We start from the raw sequence: 17,418 nt of genomic DNA, 5'->3' as shown, positions 1-17,418 counted from the left end.
TTCTCTCTACTTCGAGATGGGGTTTCCCGTGATCCGTCCGGCCGTCCGTCCCGCACTCCGGCGCTCCGCCGCTTCCTCCGCCGCCTCCACCGAGCACGCCGGCGCCACGCCCGCCCTGCGCCGGTTGTACGTCGTCCGCTTCGTCTTCGCCGCCGTGTGGGCGGTGCTCCTGCTGGTGTCCGGCTCCGATCTCACCGCCGGGGTCAAGGTGCTGCTGTTCCTCTATCCCGCCTTCGACGTGGCCGCGGCCGTCGTCGACGCCAGGTCGGCGCGCGTCACCGGGCCGGTCAGGGGCCTGTACGCCAACATGGCCGTCAGCGCGCTCGCCGCCGTCGGCGTCGCGGTCGCCAGTACCGCGGGCGTCGCCGACGTGCTGCGCGTCTGGGGCGCGTGGGCGGTCGTCTCCGGCCTGGTCCAGCTCCTCGTCGGCGTCGCGCGCCGGCCGATGGGCGGCCAGTGGGCCATGATCGTCAGCGGCGGCATCTCGGTGCTGGCCGGCGCGTCCTTCGTCCGAAGCGCCTCACAGGACGACCCCTCGCTGACCGCCCTCGCCGGCTACGCCACGCTCGGCGGGATCTTCTTCCTCGTCTCGGCGATCCGCCTGTCCCGCTCCACCCCCAGGGACTGACCGTGTCGACCGAGGACCCGGGCGCGAAGGGGCCATTAGGGTAGTTCGCCGCGACGAGGGCACCCCCTGAACGGCGAGGGCTCGCGGGAATCGGCGCGGGATCCGGGTCTAATCGCGCCGGAGAACCGAGCGTTGTCCCGCAGTGCTGGAGGAACATTCCCATGGGTGCCACCCCGCTCCTGCCCATGCCGTCCGGTCCCTACCTGGGGAAAGGGCTGCTTCCCGCCGACTTCTACTCCTTCGAGGAAATGCTGACGGACAGCGAGCGGGAGAAGATCGAGCGCGTCCGCGAATTCCTCGCCACGCAGGCCGCTCCCCTCGTCGACGACTACTGGGCCCGGGCCGAGTTCCCCTTTCAGCTGGTGGCCGGATTCGGCGGGCTCGGGCTGGTGGACTGGGCCGACCCGGACTCCGCGGAATCCAGGCCGAGCAATCTCCTCTCGGGATTCCTCGCGCTGGAATTCGCGCACGCCGACGCGTCCTTGGCGACCTTCTCCGGCGTGCACACGGGGCTCGCCATGGGCTCGATCCTCGCCTGCGGCTCCGAGGAGCAGAAGCGGCGGTGGCTGCCGGCGATGAGCCGTTTCGAGAAGATCGGAGCCTTCGGGCTGACCGAGCCGCACGGGGGTTCCGACGTGGCCGGCGGCCTGCGGACGACCGCGCGCCGCGACGGCGACGGCTGGGTCCTCGACGGGGCCAAGAGGTGGATCGGCAACGCGACCTTCGCCGACCTGGTCGTGATCTGGGCGCGGGACACCGAGACCAACCACGTGCTGGGCTTCGTCGTCGAGAAGGACACCCCCGGGTTCACCGCGACGAAGATCGAGAACAAGATGGCGCTGCGGATCGTGCAGAACGCCGACATCGTGCTCGACGGCTGCCGCGTTCCGGAGGCCAACCGGCTGCAGAACGCGAACTCGTTCAAGGACACCGCGGGCATCCTGCGCCAGACGCGCAGCGGGGTGGCCTGGCAGGCCGTGGGGACGATGTTCGGCGCGTACGAGATCGCGTTGCAGTACGCCAAGGAACGCGAGCAGTTCGGGCGGCCCATCGGAGGCTTCCAGCTCGTCCAGGACCTGCTGGTGAAGATGCTCGGCAACGCCACGGCCTCGTGCGGGATGGTGACGCGCCTGGCCCAGTTGCAGGACGCCGGGATCTACCGGGACGAACACTCCGCCCTGGCGAAGGCCTACTGCACCGTGCGGATGCGGGAGAACGTCGGCTGGGCCCGGGAGCTGCTGGCCGGCAACGGCATCATCCTCGACTACAAGGTCGGCCGCTTCGTCGCCGACGCCGAGGCCCTCTACTCGTACGAGGGCACCCGGGAGATCCAGACCCTGATCGTGGGCCGCGCCGTCACCGACGGCCTGAGCGCCTTCGTGAAGTGACGCCGATGACCCCCGAATCCGCGACACCCGAATCCGGCGCCCCCGAATCCGTGCCCCCCGAATCCGGCGCCACCCACTCCGTGGCCACCGAATCCGTGACCACCGAATCCGTCTTCAGCGGCCTGAAGGTCCTCGACGCGTCCTCGTTCATCGCGGCGCCGGCCGCGGCCACCATGCTCTCCGACTTCGGAGCGGACGTCATCAAGATCGAGCCGCCGGGGACGGGCGACCCGCAGCGGCGGCTCAGTTCCGTGCCGCCCAGTCCGCGGGCGCGGGCGAACTACAGCTGGCACCTCGCCAACCGCAACAAGCGCGGCATGGTGCTGGACCTGAAGTCACCGGCGGCCGTCGAGGTCCTCAAGCGGCTCGTCGAGTGGGCCGACGTGGTGATCACCAACTTCCCGCACGGCACGCGCGAGAAGCTGCACCTCGGCTACGCGGAGGTCTCCGGCTGGAACCCGAGGGTCGTCTACGCCGACCTCACCGGCTTCGGGGACACCGGTCCCGACGCCCGGCAGCCGGGCTTCGACCTGACCGCCTACTGGTCGCGCAGCGGCCTGCTCGCCTCCACCCGCGACGCGGGCGCCCCGCCGACCGTGCCGGTCCGGGGCAGCGGCGACTACACGACGGCGATCGCCGTCTACGCGGCGATCACGACCGCCCTCTACCGCCGCGAGCGAACGGGGCAAGGGGCCGACGTCGGCACGTCACTGCTCGCCACGGGCGTCTGGGCCACCGGAACCCTCGTGGCCGCCGCCCTCGCCGACGGCACCCCCTTCGAGCTGCACGACCGGAAGGCACCGGCGAACCCGCTGAACAACCCCTACCGGACCGCGGACGGCGAGTGGCTCATGCTGGTCGCCTCACCCGCGCGCTGGCAGGGACTGGCACGCGCCGTCGGGCACCCCGAACTCCTCGAGGACTCCCGGTTCCTGGACCTGCAGGGGCTGGTCGAGCACTCCACCGCGCTGGCCGAACTGCTCGACACCGCGTTCCGATCGCGGCCCTTCGCCCACTGGAAGGACGCGCTGGACCGGGAACGCATCACCTACAGCCTCATCCAGACGCCGGAAGAGGCCGCGCGGGACCCGCAGCTGCGCGAGAACGGCATCGTCGTGCCGCTGGCGGGAGTCGGCGGGCTGACGGAGACCGTCGGCAGCCCGGTCAACCTCCGCGGGGTGCCGAAGGTGCCGGCGAAACGGGCGCCGGACCTGGGCGAGCACAACGACGAGATCCTCGCCGAGCTGGGATTCGGCCCCGCCGAGATCGCCGAACTGCACGCCGGGGGAGCGGTCCCCGACGCCCCGGAGACGGAGCCGCCGCGCTGAACCCTTCATCCCGGCTTCGCCTGGAAATCGTCTCGACGAAGGGAGCCGGACGGCCGGTGTTTCCCGGGCGGCACAAAGTCCGTTGGTAGCGTCCGCGTACCCCGTGCCGTTCGACCGAGAGAGACCTGATGTCCCCGACGATCCGCAGGGCCGTGATCCCGGCCGCCGGACTGGGCTCCCGCCTGCTGCCCCTGACCAAGGCCACGCCGAAGGAGATGCTCCCGGTCGGCGACAAACCGGTGATCGAGCACACCGTGCGCGAGCTGGTGGACTCGGGCATCACCGACATCACCATCGTCGTCTCGGGCGGCAAGAGCCTGATCCAGGACCACTTCAGGCCGAATCCGGCACTCGTCGAGCAGCTGCGCCAGGACGGCAAGACCGCCTACGCGGACGCCGTCGAGGAGGTCGCCGAACTGGCCCGCAAGGGCCACATCACCTACCTCGACCAGTACGGCCCGTACGGCAACGGCACGCCCGTGCTGAACGCCGCCCGCTCCTTCGGCGACGAACCCGTCCTCGTGCTCTGGCCCGACGACGTGTTCGTCGCCGAGGTGCCCCGCGCCCAGCAGCTGATCCGCGCCTACGAGCAGACCGGCTGCCCGGTGCTGGCCCTGCTGCCGATGGACCCCGCCGACTCCCAGCGCTACGGCGTGCCGATAGTCAAGGAGGACCTCGGCGACGGCCAGCTGCGGATCACCGGCCTGGTCGAGAAGCCCGCGCCGGCCGACGCGCCGTCGCCGTACGCGGCCATCGGCGGCTACGTCGTCACCCCCGGCATCATCGACGAGCTGCGCGAGCAGACCCGCCGCTGGTACGAGCACCGCACCGGCGAGGTGTACCTGACCGACGCCATCAACGCCTACGCCACCAGCCGGGCCGTGTACGGGCAGGTCATCCAAGGCCGTTGGTACGACACCGGCAATCCGGCCGACTACCTCGTCGCCCAGATGGCCTTCGCCCTCGCCCACCCCGAGTACGGGCCCGTGCTGCGCGGTCTGGTCAGCAAGCTCGACGAGGGCGACGGGCGGGACGAGGGGCAGGGCCACGCACCGCGTACGGTATGATCGTTACAGAGCTGGTCGCCGCAACTCACGGTGGCTGGTGCTGCGTTGGTGGTCCAAGGAAAGACGCTCCGCTTCCTGCGGGGAAATGCAGGTGCAAGGCCTGCCCGGCGCTCGATCCGGTGCCCGTTCGCATTCGATGCGGACGGGCACCGCGCCGTTTCCACGCCTTTTTCCGCGCGTCCTCGGCAGCTCACGCCCCCCTCGGCAACCCTTTAGGGGTAATTAGTCCGCTTCTTTGGCGTCTGCGCCGGATTGTGCTGATATGAAACCTTCTGGACAGAGGGCAACTCCAGGGGCGGGGAATGACAACAGCACAGGTCGGTGTAGTGATCGTCGGCGCCGGCCCGGCAGGGCTCGTCCTGGGGAACCTGCTGCTGGACCGGGGCATCGACTGCGTGATCCTGGAGCGGCGCGACCGGGCCGCGGTGGAGGGCCGGGCCCGGGCCGGATTCCTCGCCGCCCACTCCGTCCGCGTGTTGACCGAGAACGGCCTGGCGACCGGCCTGCTGGCCCGCGGAAAGACCCACACCACCTGTCTGTTCCGCAGCGACCGCGGCGAATTCACCCTGGACTACGGCAAGTCGGGCCTCGGCGAGCCGCACACCGTCTACCTCCAGCAGGAACTCGTACGGGACCTGATCGCCGAGTACCTGCGGCGCGGCGGGGAGATCCGGTTCGGCACCGAGGCGGCGGAAGTGGCCGATGAGGTCTCGGCGGCCCGGGTACGGGTGCGTGACGGCGCGGACGTCACCGGCCAGTATGTCGCCGGCTGCGACGGGCACCGGGGGATCGGCCGCGCCGCGCTGACGGCCCGCGGTACCCGCACCGCCCGCCGGGACCACGGGGTCTCCTGGCTGGCCGTGCTGGTCGCCGCCCCGCCCAGCCTGGAGGCGGTCGGATACGCCCTGCACGAGCGCGGGTTCGCCGGCCACATGGCACGGACCGCCACCGTCACCCGCTACTACCTCCAGTGTCCGCGCGGCACCGATCCCGCCGACTGGAGCGAGGACCGGATCTGGACGGAGCTCGCGACCCGGCTGCGGACGGACGAGTTCGGGCCGCTGCGCGACGGCCCCGTCCTGGAGAAGGCGGTCGTCGACCTGCGCTCCGACGTCCTGGAGTCCCCGGGCGCCGGCCGGCTGTGGCTGGCCGGCGACGCGGCCGGACTCATCAGCCCCTCGGCCGCCAAGGGCGCCAACCTCGCCGTACTCCAGGCCGAGTTGCTGGCCCGTGCCCTCGAAGGGGCACTGGCCCACGGCGACTTCACGGGCCTCGCCCGGTACGCCGCCGACTGCCTGCCCCGCGTCTGGCGGGCCCACGAGTTCTCGCACTGGATGAGCGGCCTGCTGCACGGCCCGGCCGGCGAGGACGACGAGGCCCGCTACGGGCGTGCGCTCCAGTACGCCCGCCTGGAGAGCCTGCGCACCTCGCGCACGCACCAGGACTTCTTCGCCGAGAACTACACCGGCATCTGACCCCCGGGGCCGGCACGGCCGTCCCCGGTTCTCCCTGCCCCACGATCATCGGGAACCTTTCATGAACCTCTCCGTCGTACAGGCATGTCTGACGGAAACCGACCTGGTACGCATCCGGCGCGCGGCCGACCACGTCCGCGACCACGACACGGACCAGGTCCTCGCCGAGCTGCTGCCCGGCCTGACGGCCGACGAGCGGACCGACGTCGCCCGCCATCTCGGCTACGACCACACCGCCGTACTGGTCTTCCCCGCCTCCCTCGACGGGCTCCGCGACGACCTGCGCGGCGCCGGCCTCGACCCGGGTCCCGTCACACCGAGCGTGGTGGTGCGCGGGCGGCTGGCCCGGCGCTACGGCGCCGCCGTCGGCGACAGCCCGGTCGGGATCGTGCACGTGCCCGTGGCCGGGCGGACCGTGGAGATCTTCGCGCTGCCCGTGCCGCCCGGCTCCCCGCTGGAGACGGTCGCCGCCGACGAACGGACCCACGGCCACGAGTCCCACCACGCCTTCGCGGTGACCGCACCGGGCCGGGTGATCCCCGCCGGACTGCGCACCCTGCTGACGGAACGCGGCGGCGCGGTCCCGGACGGCGGCGGCTACAACAACCACGAGAACATCACCGTCCTCTACTTCCGCACCGCCGCCCACCGCCGCTTCGAACTCCGCCTCCCCGGCCGCCAGGAACCCCTCCCCGACCCCACCCTCGCCCTCCTCGGCGTGATGACCGGCGCCTGGGCCACCCAGGCCGTCCGCACCATGGCCGAACTGGGCATCGCCGACCACCTGGCCGCCCACCCGGCTCTGGACACCACCACCCTCGCCACCCTCACCCACACCGACCCGGACGCTCTCCGCCGCCTCCTCCGCTACCTCGCCACCCTGGGCCTGCTCACCTCGTCCCCCGACGGCACCCACCACCTCACCGCCCTCGGCGACCCCCTGCGCACGGGCACGGACCACTCCCTCCACCCCCTCGCACTGCTCTACGGCGGCCCGTTCTACGACTCCTTCGCCGGGCTCCCGTACGCCGTCAGCACCGGGAAGGAAGCTTTCGCCCACCGTTACGGTGAGCACCACTTCCGCTACTTCGCCGCCCGCCCCGAGCTGGGCGACCTCTTCCACCGGGCGATGGCGGCGAGCGCGGAGATGTTCACACCGGTACCGGACCTCGTCGACTTCTCCGGCGTACGGCGCGTGGTCGACGTCGGCGGCGGCAACGGCGCCCTGCTCGGCCGGGTCCTCCGGGCCCACGCCCACATCGAAGGTGTCCTGCTGGAACGCCCCGAGGCCCTGGCGGCGGCCCGGTCGGAACTGTCCGACCTGCCCGGCCGCTGCACCTTCACCGCGGGCGACTTCACCGACTCCGTCCCCGCCGGCGGCGACGTCTACCTCCTGTCCCGCGTCCTGCACGACTGGGACGACGAACGCTGCCTGACCATCCTGCGCCGCTGCGCGCAGGCGATGCGCGAGGGCAGCCGCCTGCTGATCGTGGAACGCCTGCTCCCCGGCGACACGGCGGCGGCCTGGGACATCCACATGCTGTGCAACGTGGGCGGCCGGGAACGCGAAGAGGCCCACTACGGCCGCCTACTGGAGCAGGCGGGCTTCAGGCCGGTGGCCTGCCACACGTTGCCTCTGGGAGCGTCACTTCTGCACGCCGTGCGAGGCTGAGCACTCCTTGCGGGGCGCGGTTCCGGGGACGGGGCCGATCGGTCCGCGGTGGGGCAACCCGCCACGGACCGCTTCCTCCGGACCGTTCAAGGCCGCGTGCGCGACGGCCGTCCGGACACTCCGCCCTGTGCGGCGAGATCCGGAGCCGATCAGCAACTTCGTTGTCGCCGCATTCGCCGGCGGGGCCCTCGGGAGCGCGACCAAGAAGGCGGAATCCCAGTTCCCACGTATCCTCCACCTCTCAGTGAGGTGCTGGCGGAGGAGGTGGAGATGACAGCTGAGCCGGACGAGAAGAGCCAGGGGTTCACGCTGTTGCGATTCACCCTCATGCTCTTCACCGTTGCGATCGCCCACTTCGCGACCGCTGTCGCCTTCGGACACTCCGTCACGAACGCGCTGGAGACCCTGGCCGAAGACACGGTCATGCTCATGGTCGCGGTCTCGGTGGTCCCCTGCATCAGGTCCAGGGTGCGCCGGAAAGGACAGCACTAGCGGCTTCGGCCAAGGCGCGTCGGGCTGTCGCATGTCCGCGAGAAGTGAGTCAAAAGAGAGAGCCGCCCTACGAGATCGCTCCGGACACGGCTCTCGCCGACAGGACGTACTGCTCTCGCAGCACAACACCGTGGAAGTCCGAGACCGTCTGCCTACGGATCGGAAGGTTGCGAGGGGGTGGGTGCGGAGCCATTCGGCATCCCGGGACCCAGACGTCCGGGGGCCCTATCCGGCCACCCCTCCTTGATGGTTGCACCACATGACGCCCGCAGAATCGCGGAAGTCGACCACGGACCAGATGGCGCAGCCCCAGTCGTAGATCAGCACCAGGCCGGCCGGGATGCAGCCGGACGGATCAGGGCCGTCCTGATACAGCTCGGCGATGTCCGCAAAGTTGCGCTGCGCGGACCCGCCACTCACTCCCAGGATTCCTTCGTTCGGGCCGAATCCGCCGTTGGTGACCTCGACGTACAAGCGCCGCCGCAGGAGAGGAGGCAGAGGGAACCCGACGGCTTCCTCCGCCACGGCGACAGCCCCGCTCCGAGGCGGAGAGTCTCAGGGCACCCGATGGCGCCAACATCCGTGACACAGCCCGGCTCTAGACATTTCCGCGCGCGTCTATTTACTCACGCATACTTCGAACGACTCTTCTGTGCGTAGTTGGTTGCTTGCATGAGTATGTGTGAGTAGCCTGAAGCGTCAGTAAGTGGGGAGCGTGTGCAACAAGGAGGGGTCATGCGACTGATCGACGGGACGCCGCAGGAGATTGCCGAGTTCTTGCGGCTTACTCAGAGCGAGGAGGACCCGGACGCGGGGGCACCAGGGGACATCGATCCCGACCCGTCTGGTGAGAGTGCGGGCGGATTGCTGGACTGGGCGCAGATCGCCGAGCTGGTGAACGGCCGTGCCCGCAGCGCGGAGATTGCCACGCGTGTGCTGGATTTTCTGCGCGGCGCTGTTGCCCTCGGCAACGTGGAAATCGGTCCGGGCGAGTCCGAGCGAACCCGTGACGGTCGTACCGATTACGTCATGGTTCGAGACGCCGGTGTCCGTCGGTTCGGAGCCGTTGCCTATGTGAAAGCGACCAACGGTGGTCTCACCCTGCGCTTGACGAGGGAGGATGTGGCCGACGTCAGCGACCCGGCCATCAGCTTTCGCAACGTTCGCGCGGGGCACCAATACGTCGTCAATTGCCCGCTGCGCAACGACGCGGCGGTTCAGGTGGCGTTGCGTCTCGTACAGCTCGCTTTGGGGAAGGTTCGCCAGTAGCCAAGGTGGTCGGCGAGCCGCTGCGAGCAGGGATCGCCCATACCGAGGGGGCTCAGTGGTTTTGGAGAGGGGATGCCGAAGCTTCACGAGCTCCCGGACCGGCGTGGCCCGGGGTTCTCTTCTGAGTCACCCCCCGCGGTCGCGTGCTCTCCTTGCCGGGACAGCAGACCGCCCCAACACGCCGCAGAGCGTAGGCGGACACTCACGGTTCATCCAGGTCAACGCCCCAACTACCGCCGAAACACATCAACTTCCCAAGCTGAGAGCGTTGGTGCGTTGTCATTCAGGTGAGTGGCCGGCATCGGTCACCGGCCCGTCCACCAAGCGATACCAGCTCCGATGGCTGTGGGCGTGATTGTGACGGCCCATGCGGGAATGCGCTGGATGGTCAAGTGCAGGCCACCGCAACGAATTTCAAGGGCTGGTTGCCCTTGGGCTGTCTCAGGAGCGGACGGCGTGGCCGGGGTCTTCTGCGAGGCGACGCGCTTGGTCATGCAAGGAGAGTGCCCGAGCGCAGTCCATCACGAGAACCAGACCGGACAGATATGCATATATCTGTCCCTCGTTGAGGTGAATTCCCGGACGAGCGACCGCATTTGATGCGCGGGTAGAGGTCGCCGTCAGGGCACAACGGTTGCTTCCGGCACTACGCGTCCTCCGGCTATCGCCCGGATGGCGGGACGGGCGGTACAGCTGATCCCGGATCGCAGCGAGACTCCCGACGAGGTCGCCCTGTCCGCCGACGGTCCGGTGCAGGGGAGGGTTGTCGGCGAGGCGCTGGGGCGTCAGGTGGGCAAGCCGGACGGCGAAGCGTTCACGGTCACGCCGTGAGCCGGCGCAGTCACCCACAGCGCGAGGGCCGGGTCACAACATCCTTGTTTTCGGGGGTAGTTGGTGTCGCATGCGAAGCAAGACCAGCCCCGTGGCGAGCGACTTCACCATGGCGGACCGCATTCCTTCGGCTGGGTGTTTTCCCCGGGCGCAGCTCGTGTGAGACTTGGCCGATGGAGCCGAGCGGAAGTCCGGCAGGGCCGAATCTCCCGTTCGCGCGGATCGCCGTGGCCGGCGCGATCGCGGCAGCGGTGACGTGCGTCGTGGTGGTGTGTACCGTTCCGCAGCCGTCGACCGGTGTCGTTCTGGGCTGCTTGTACGTGCCTGCGACCGCAGGGGTGTTGATGCTCTGGAGGGCGTCGGTCTACACCTGGCGGCGGGGCGCTGCACGCCCGCGGGCGTTCGTCGTCGATGAGGGGCGCGCATTCGTCCTGCTCCCGGACCGCGCGACGACACGCGCTGTCGGCCTTGTGCTGATGTGCACCTTCGCGGTGGGCTACCCCATCACCGAGGCGCGGGAAGCCTCCTTGGGATTGACCGAGTGGGTGGTTCTGGGACTGGCCCTGGTCATCGTGCCCGATGCTGTCCTGCATGTCGTGTTTCTCTGCAGGGGCACTCCCCGTCCGCTCGTGGAGGTGACGTCCGACGGTGTCACGGCTCGCGGGTTCTTCGGATCGGTGCAAGTGGCATGGGGCTCGTTCAAGCCCGGCTACGCCATTTGGCCGGACCGGCGGATGCGCGTCGGGTTACCGGTCTACTCGTGGGACGCCGTGCTACAGCGCGGGCTGAAGCCGTACGGCGTGCGGCTCCCCGCGAAGCGTGAACCGTTCTACGACTCGTTCGAGCTGTCCGGGGCATGGGCGACCAACCCCTGGTGGGCCGGCCAGGCCATTGCGCGGTACTACACGAACAGGTTCAGTCGCGGCGAGATCGGCACTGCTGCCGAGCACGAACTGCTCGCCGCCCGGCTGCGGGTGTACCGGCGTGAGATCGACGAGCAGCTGAGCAGCTACCAATGAGCCCGTCTCACCCTGAAGTTGCCGGCCGCGAGGCTGGAGGCCGGATGACAGGGCCCCTGGAAAGCCCAAGCTATGCAGGCTCCGGGCGCATCGTCCTGGCGGTGCGTGCACGGGCGGCCGGCCGTGAGCTGCCGGCCTGGCGTCCGCGGAGGACGTCGCCGCCTACGAGAGGGTGGTAGGGCATCCGACGCCCGAGCCGACCCCCAGTGCCCCGAACGCGGACACGCGCTGTTTCCCGAAGATCTCGCACCGGCCGAACGGCTCCGCGGGTGGCTGGACGGACGCTCGGACTTTCCGGAGACGTCCGCCGGTTCCCGATCCTCAGCCGGCGTGCTAGCCGACCTGTCCCATCCCCGCCGCGTTCGGCCAGCTCTGCGCGTTCGGCCAGCCGGTGGCCGGGGCCGGGGCCAGGTCCGGGACGGGGGGTGCGGGCGCCGTCATCCCGCGTACCTGCGCGGCGGTGAGACCACCCCTCGCCGGTACCCCGGGCGGCGTGGGTCCGGCCGGAGCGGGTGCCGGGACCGGGGTCTGCATCTGTATGGGCATCGGAGCCGGTGCGGGCGCCTGGGCCATCTGGGCCATCTGGGCCAGGGGTGACATCTGAGCCACCGGCGCCATCATCGGCTGTTGCTGGGGCTGTTGCATCTGCATGGCTGCCGCCGGCATCGGCATCCCGACGCCGCCCTGCTGCGCGGCGACGGGGAGCGGCATGCCGACGCCGACGGCGGGAGCGGCGGCGAGCCCCGGTACGGGCATCGCGCCGACTGCCTGCGCGAGCTGCATGCCCGCCCCGTTGGTCTCGCTCACCAGCCGGTCCACCGCCGCCGTACCCGAGCTGTAGCTGGTCCCGGTGCTCAGCTCGGGCACGGCGGCTCCCCTCCTGGTCCCGTAGAGCACCTGTTCCATGGCGGACACCAGGCGACGCACGTCCACCTCGGGGCGCACCACGAGACGCAGGAAGCGGCTGGAAGAACCGATCTTGTTGCCGCACTCGCGGACCAGGATCCGGTGCTCGGTGAGCATCCGGTCCCGCACCACGGTGCCCTCGGCGCCGACGGGAAGGCGCACGAAGAGGAAGTTGCCCTGCGAGGGGTAGACCGTCAGGCCGGGCAGCAGGGACAGCTGGCTGGCCATCTCCAGACGGTCACGGCGCACCTGCAGCAGGCTCTGCGCGTACTCGGCGCCGTGCTCCTTGAGCATGAAGACGACGTACTCGGCGAAGGCGTTGAGGTTCCACTTCGGGAGCATCGAGCGGACCTTGCCGGCCAGCGAGGGGTTGGCGACCATGTAGCCGAAGCGGATGCCGTGCAGGCCGAAGTTCTTGCCGAGGCTGCGCAGCACGATGACGTTCGGCCGGAGCATGGCCTCCTGGACGACGCTGGGCTCGGCCTCGGCGTCCGCGAACTCCAGGAACGACTCGTCGATGACGATCAGGTCCAGGTCGGCCATCGCGTCCATGAACTGCACCAGCGCCTGCTTGTGCAGGAAGCCGCCGTCGGGGTTGTTGGGGTTGCAGATGACGGCGACCTTGGTGCCCCGCTTGCGGATGAAGTCGGCGTACTGCGCGAGGTCCAGGGCGAAGCCGTTGGACTCCTGGAGCGGGAACATGTCGACGCGCTTGCCGGTCTCCATCGGCTGGTCGGTCCAGCGGCCGAAGGTGGGGACGGGGATGGCGAGGGACTCGCGGACCAGCAGGTGGTCGATCCAGGTGATCAGCTCGGTGGAGCCGTTGCCCATGGCCACGGCCTGCGGCGGGAGCTGGAGGAGCTGGCACAGCTCGGCGGTGATGGTGTCGGCGCTGCTCGGGTAGAAGGTGATGATGTCCTTCAGCCGGGCCGCCATCGTTTCCATCATGGCCGGGGTGGGGAAGTAGGGGTTGCAGGGAATGCAGAAGTCGACCGGACCGGTTCCCTCGCCTCCCTCACGGGTCAGCGCCGCCATCGACGGGCTGTGAGCACCGCTACGGAACAACGAGGTGACGCTGCCGGCCATTGAACCTCCGTATGAGGCGGGCCCGTTGGGGACGTCCGGGCCCGTCGTCTTGGGCGGCCCGCGCGGGGGAGCACGGGCCGCCCTTGAATACGGATGCGCACGGGGCGCTGTTCAACGCGTGTGAAAAAAGTGTGAGTTTACGTTTCTTCCCCGGCGTGGACGCGACCGGCCCCTTACCAGCCGCGCCCACGCGCCTCACACGCGCCTCACATGCGCCTCAGGCGTCGAACGTGTGAACCGTCCGCGTCCTGTAGACCTGCCCCGGCCGGAGCACCGTGGACGGGAAATTGGCGTGGTTCGGCGAGTCGGGGAAGTGCTGTGTCTCCAGGCACAGCGCGTCACCCTGCCGGTACGTCCGCCCGCCCGTCCCCGTCAGCGTCCCGTCGAGGAAGTTCCCGGAGTAGAACTGCAGCCCCGGCTGGTCGGTGGCGATCTTCAGTGTGCGGCCGGAGCGCGGGTCGCGCAGCGTGGCCACGTGCTCGGGCTTCGCGGTGATGCCCTTGTCCAGCGCCCAGTTGTGGTCGAAGCCCTTGGCCTGCACCTGCTGGACGTGCCCGGCCCGGATGTCCCGCCCGATCGTCTTCGTCTCGCGGAAGTCGAACGGGGTGCCGCGGACGGTGGCCAGCTCACCGGTGGGGATCAGCCCGGAGTCGGTCGGCGTGTACTTGCCCGCGGCGATGGTCAGCTCGTGGTCCTCGATGGTCCCGCTGCCCTCGCCGGCGAGGTTCCAGTAGACGTGGCTGGTGAGGTTGACGACCGTGGCCTTGTCGGTGGTGGCCTCGTAGTCGATGATCCATTCGCCGCGCCTGGTGAGGGTGTACGTCACCTTCGTCTTGAGCGTGCCGGGGTAGCCCATCTCGCCGTCGACGCTGGTGTAGTGCAGGACGAGGCCGACGTCGGAGCCCTTCACGAACGGCTCGACGTCCCAGACGTGCTTGTCGAAGCCCTGGGTGCCGCCGTGCAGGCTGTTCACACCGTCGTTGACGGAGAGCTGGTAGCTCTTGCCGTCGAGGGTGAACTGGCCCTTGGCGATGCGGTTGCCGTAGCGGCCGATCAGGGCGCCGAAGTACGGGGTCTTGGCGACGTAGTCGTCGATGTTGTCGAAGCCCAGGGAGACGTTGGCGTAGTGGCCGCGGCGGTCCGGGATCTCCAGGGTCTGGACGACACCGCCCCAGTTGAGGACCTTCAGCCGGGTGCCGCCGTTCTCCAGCGACCAGCGGTAGATCTTCGTGCCGTCGGCGAGCTTCCCGAAGGACTCCTTCACCGGCTTCCTGCCTCCCGAACCGGTGGCGGCCTCGGCGGTGCCGCTGCCGAGGGCGGTGGCGGCGATGCCCGCTGCCGCGGCTCCTGCGATGACCGTGCGTCTGTTCAGTTCCATGTGCGGCTCCCACAAAGGTGGGGCCCCGCCTTCCGGCGGGGCCCGAGCTGACTTACGAACCGGACTTGCGCTTGTTCCACACGTCGAAGCCGACCGCCGCGAGGAGGGCGAGGCCCTTGATGACCTGTTGCCAGTCGGTGCCGACGCTGAGGAGGTTCATGCCGTTGTTCAGCACGCCGAGGACGAGGCCGCCGATGATGGCACCGAGGATGGTGCCGACACCGCCGCTCATGGAGGCGCCGCCGATGAACGAGGAGGCGATCGCCTCCAGTTCGAAGCCGTCGCCCGCCTTCGGCGAGGCCGCGTTCAGCCGGGCCGCTACCACCAGGCCGGCCAGGGCCGCGAGCACGCCCATGTTCAGGAAGACGTAGAAGGAGACCTTCTTGTCCTTGACGCCGGACAGCTTGGCCGCCGGCAGGTTGCCGCCGATCGCGTAGATGTGCCGGCCGAAGACCGCGTTGCGCATCACGTAGCCGTAGCCGACGACCAGCGCGCCCAGGACGATCAGGATGATCGGGGCGCCCTTGTAGCTGGCGAGCAGCATGGTGAGGACGAGGATCGCGGCGACCAGCGCGGTCAGCTTGAGCAGGAACAGCCGGGTGGGCGGCACCTCCAGGGCGAACTCCTGCTGGCGGCGCCGGTCGCGGAACTCCTGCCAGACCACGGCGCCGGCCAGCGCGAGGCCCAGCAGCAGCGTGATGTTGTGGTAGTTGGTGTCCGGGCCCACCTCGGGCAGGAAGCCGTTGCCCAGCTTCTGCAGGCCGTCCGGGAACGGGCCGATGGTCTGGCCCTGGAGCAGGATCTCGGTGAGACCGCGGAAGAGCAGCATCCCGGCCAGGGTGACGATGAACGACGGTATGCCGAGGTAGGCGATCAGGAACCCTTGCAGGGAGCCGGCCACCGCGCCCATCGCCAGGCACAGGATCAGCGCGACCGGCCACGGCACGCCGTGGTTGACCGTCAGCACGGCGGCGAAGGCGCCCACGAACGCGGTCAGCGAGCCGACCGACAGGTCGATGTGCCCGGCGATGATCACCATCATCATGCCGATGGCGAGGATCAGGATGTAGCTGTTCTGCAGGACCAGGTTGGAGACGTTGCGCGGCAGCAGCAGGTCACCATTGGTCCAGACGGCGAACAGGGCGACGATCAGACCGAGCGCGATCAGCATGCCGTACTGGCGCATGTTGCGGCGCAGGCCGTTCAGCACCAGCTGGAGCAGCCCGCCGTCCTCGTCGGGGGCGCGCCAGCCCGGCGGCACGGGGGCCGGGCTCTTGGCGGTGACATCCGTGCTCATCGCGATACCTCTTTGTCCTTCGTCATATGGCGCATCAGCACTTCCTGCGTGGCCTCGGACCTGGGCACCTCACCGGTCAGGCGGCCCGCGGCCATGGTGTAGATGCGGTCGCACATGCCGAGCAGTTCGGGCAGCTCGGAGGAGATGAAGACCACCGCCTTGCCCTGGGCGGCGAGCTGGTCGATGACCGTGTAGATCTCGTACTTGGCGCCGACGTCGATCCCGCGGGTCGGTTCGTCGAGGATCAGCACGTCCGGACCCGCGAAGATCCACTTGCTGAGGACGACCTTCTGCTGGTTGCCGCCGGACAGCTTGCCCACCGGCTCGAAGACCGTCGGCGCCTTGATGTTCATGGACGTGCGGTAGCCCTCGGAGACCTGCCGCTCCTCGTGCTCGTCCACGATCCCGCGCCGGGCGACCTTGTTCAGCGCGGTCAGCGAGATGTTGCGGTTGATGGTGTCGATGAGGTTGAGGCCGTAGTGCTTGCGGTCCTCGGTGACGTACGCGATGCCGTGCCCGACCGCCTCCGCGACCGACTTGGTACGGATCTCCGTGCCGTCCTTGAGGACCGAGCCGCCCGCGTAGCGGCCGTACGTCCGCCCGAAGACGCTCATCGCGAGTTCGGTGCGGCCCGCGCCCATCAGCCCCGCGATGCCGACGATCTCGCCGCGCCGGACATGGATCGACACGTCGTCGACGACCTTGCGCTCCTGGTCGATCGGGTGTCGCACGGTCCAGTTGCGGACCTCCAGGGCCGGCGCCGCGTCCGCCTCGCCCTCGTAAGCGCTCCGCTCGGGGAAGCGGTGGTCCAGGTCGCGGCCCACCATGCCGGAGATGATCCGCTCCTCCGTCGTCTCCTTCGACTTCACGTCGAGGGTCTCGATGGAGTGGCCGTCCCGGATGATCGTCACCGAGTCGGCGACCCGGCGGATCTCGTTGAGCTTGTGCGAGATGATGATCGAGGTGATGCCCTGGTTCTTCAACTCCAGGATGAGATCGAGGAGTTTGCCGCTGTCCTCGTCGTTCAGCGCGGCCGTCGGCTCGTCCAGGATGAGCAGCTTCACCTTCTTCGACAGCGCCTTCGCGATCTCCACCAGCTGCTGCTTGCCCACGCCGATGTCGGTGACGCGGGTCTCCGGGTGGTCGTCGAGACCGACCCGGCGAAGCAGCTCGGTGGCGTGCCGCAGGGTCTCCCGCCAGTCGATGAAGCCGCCCTTGGCGTGTTCGTTGCCGAGAAAGATGTTCTCCGCCAGCGAGAGGTACGGCGACAGCGCCAGCTCCTGGTGGATGATGACGATGCCGCGGTGCTCGCTGGCCCGGATGTCACCGAACCTGCAGAGCTCGCCCTCGAAGAGGATGTCCCCCTCGTAACTGCCGTGCGGGTGGACGCCGGAGAGGACCTTCATCAGGGTCGACTTGCCGGCGCCGTTCTCCCCGCAGATGGCGTGGACCTCGCCCTGGCGGACGGTCAGTGAGACGTCCGACAGCGCCTTGACGCCGGGAAAGGTCTTGACGATCGAGCGCATTTCCAGGACGGGTCCCGCCATGGTCGTGCCTTCCAATCAGTAGGACAACTAGTGGG

General features: G+C 69.4%; 15 protein-coding genes. 10 read left to right on the top strand and 5 right to left on the bottom strand.

Features of this window, described 5'->3' with window-relative positions; genetic code table 11:
- Positions 1-28: 28 nt before the first annotated feature.
- The 7 genes from ABZ887_RS30985 (at position 29) to ABZ887_RS30955 (ending at position 8,050) form a co-directional block, all read left to right on the top strand.
- Positions 29-628: a hypothetical protein gene (locus tag ABZ887_RS30985; protein ID WP_361296276.1), complete on the top strand. Its 600-nt coding sequence runs from the start codon at positions 29-31 to the stop codon at positions 626-628.
- A 161-nt stretch (positions 629-789) separates the two neighbouring features.
- A complete protein-coding gene (locus ABZ887_RS30980) occupies positions 790-2,016 on the top strand; it encodes an acyl-CoA dehydrogenase family protein (RefSeq protein WP_361296273.1) in 1,227 nt (408 codons plus the stop codon).
- A gap of 5 nt (positions 2,017-2,021) precedes the next feature.
- Complete coding sequence (locus ABZ887_RS30975; RefSeq protein WP_361296270.1) at positions 2,022-3,344, top strand: CoA transferase; 1,323 nt, start codon at positions 2,022-2,024, stop codon at positions 3,342-3,344.
- Positions 3,345-3,472: 128 nt separating this feature from the next.
- Entirely contained in the window at positions 3,473-4,411 is a 939-nt protein-coding gene (locus tag ABZ887_RS30970; RefSeq protein WP_361296267.1) for a UTP--glucose-1-phosphate uridylyltransferase, read from the top strand.
- Positions 4,412-4,713: 302 nt separating this feature from the next.
- Positions 4,714-5,886, top strand: a complete 1,173-nt coding sequence (locus ABZ887_RS30965) for a 4-hydroxybenzoate 3-monooxygenase (protein ID WP_361296264.1) — start codon at positions 4,714-4,716, stop codon at positions 5,884-5,886.
- A 61-nt stretch (positions 5,887-5,947) separates the two neighbouring features.
- The gene (locus ABZ887_RS30960) at positions 5,948-7,558 is read left to right on the top strand and encodes a methyltransferase (RefSeq protein ID WP_361296261.1); all 1,611 of its coding nucleotides are present in this window, start codon (positions 5,948-5,950) and stop codon (positions 7,556-7,558) included.
- Positions 7,559-7,828: 270 nt separating this feature from the next.
- Entirely contained in the window at positions 7,829-8,050 is a 222-nt protein-coding gene (locus tag ABZ887_RS30955; protein ID WP_361296258.1) for a hypothetical protein, read from the top strand.
- Between the two features lie 225 nt (positions 8,051-8,275).
- Here ABZ887_RS30955 and ABZ887_RS30950 read toward each other — a convergent pair whose 3' ends face one another.
- Positions 8,276-8,524: a hypothetical protein gene (locus ABZ887_RS30950; RefSeq protein ID WP_361296256.1), complete on the bottom strand. Its 249-nt coding sequence runs from the start codon at positions 8,522-8,524 to the stop codon at positions 8,276-8,278.
- 261 nt (positions 8,525-8,785) lie between these two features.
- Here ABZ887_RS30950 and ABZ887_RS30945 point away from each other — a divergent pair, with 261 nt between their 5' ends.
- The 3 genes from ABZ887_RS30945 (at position 8,786) to ABZ887_RS30935 (ending at position 11,169) form a co-directional block, all read left to right on the top strand.
- Positions 8,786-9,319 (top strand): hypothetical protein, encoded by a 534-nt coding sequence (locus ABZ887_RS30945; protein ID WP_361296253.1) that lies wholly within the window; start codon positions 8,786-8,788, stop codon positions 9,317-9,319.
- A gap of 672 nt (positions 9,320-9,991) precedes the next feature.
- Positions 9,992-10,150, top strand: a complete 159-nt coding sequence (locus ABZ887_RS30940; protein WP_361296250.1) for a hypothetical protein — start codon at positions 9,992-9,994, stop codon at positions 10,148-10,150.
- A 173-nt stretch (positions 10,151-10,323) separates the two neighbouring features.
- On the top strand, positions 10,324-11,169 hold the full coding sequence (locus ABZ887_RS30935) for a hypothetical protein (RefSeq protein WP_361296247.1): 846 nt from the start codon (positions 10,324-10,326) through the stop codon (positions 11,167-11,169).
- Between the two features lie 333 nt (positions 11,170-11,502).
- Here ABZ887_RS30935 and ABZ887_RS30930 read toward each other — a convergent pair whose 3' ends face one another.
- The 4 genes from ABZ887_RS30930 to mmsA form a co-directional block, all read right to left on the bottom strand.
- A complete protein-coding gene (locus ABZ887_RS30930; RefSeq protein ID WP_361296244.1) occupies positions 11,503-13,161 on the bottom strand; it encodes a histidinol-phosphate transaminase in 1,659 nt (552 codons plus the stop codon).
- Between the two features lie 217 nt (positions 13,162-13,378).
- Complete coding sequence (locus tag ABZ887_RS30925; protein WP_361296241.1) at positions 13,379-14,539, bottom strand: aldose epimerase family protein; 1,161 nt, start codon at positions 14,537-14,539, stop codon at positions 13,379-13,381.
- Between the two features lie 52 nt (positions 14,540-14,591).
- Positions 14,592-15,836 carry a multiple monosaccharide ABC transporter permease gene (gene mmsB / locus ABZ887_RS30920; RefSeq protein WP_361296238.1) on the bottom strand — a complete coding sequence of 415 codons (1,245 nt, stop codon included), beginning with the start codon at positions 15,834-15,836 and terminating at the stop codon, positions 14,592-14,594.
- The gene (gene mmsA, locus ABZ887_RS30915) at positions 15,833-17,383 is read right to left on the bottom strand and encodes a multiple monosaccharide ABC transporter ATP-binding protein (protein ID WP_361296235.1); all 1,551 of its coding nucleotides are present in this window, start codon (positions 17,381-17,383) and stop codon (positions 15,833-15,835) included. Before mmsA ends, mmsB begins: the two co-directional genes overlap by 4 nt.
- Positions 17,384-17,418 lie beyond the last annotated feature (35 nt).

The organism is Streptomyces sp. NPDC047061 (genome assembly GCF_040643955.1).
In the GTDB taxonomy this organism is placed as follows: Bacteria; Actinomycetota; Actinomycetes; order Streptomycetales; family Streptomycetaceae; genus Streptomyces.
The sequence above is the reverse complement of the archived record's forward strand: the minus strand, read 5'-3'. Positions and strand labels throughout refer to the sequence as shown.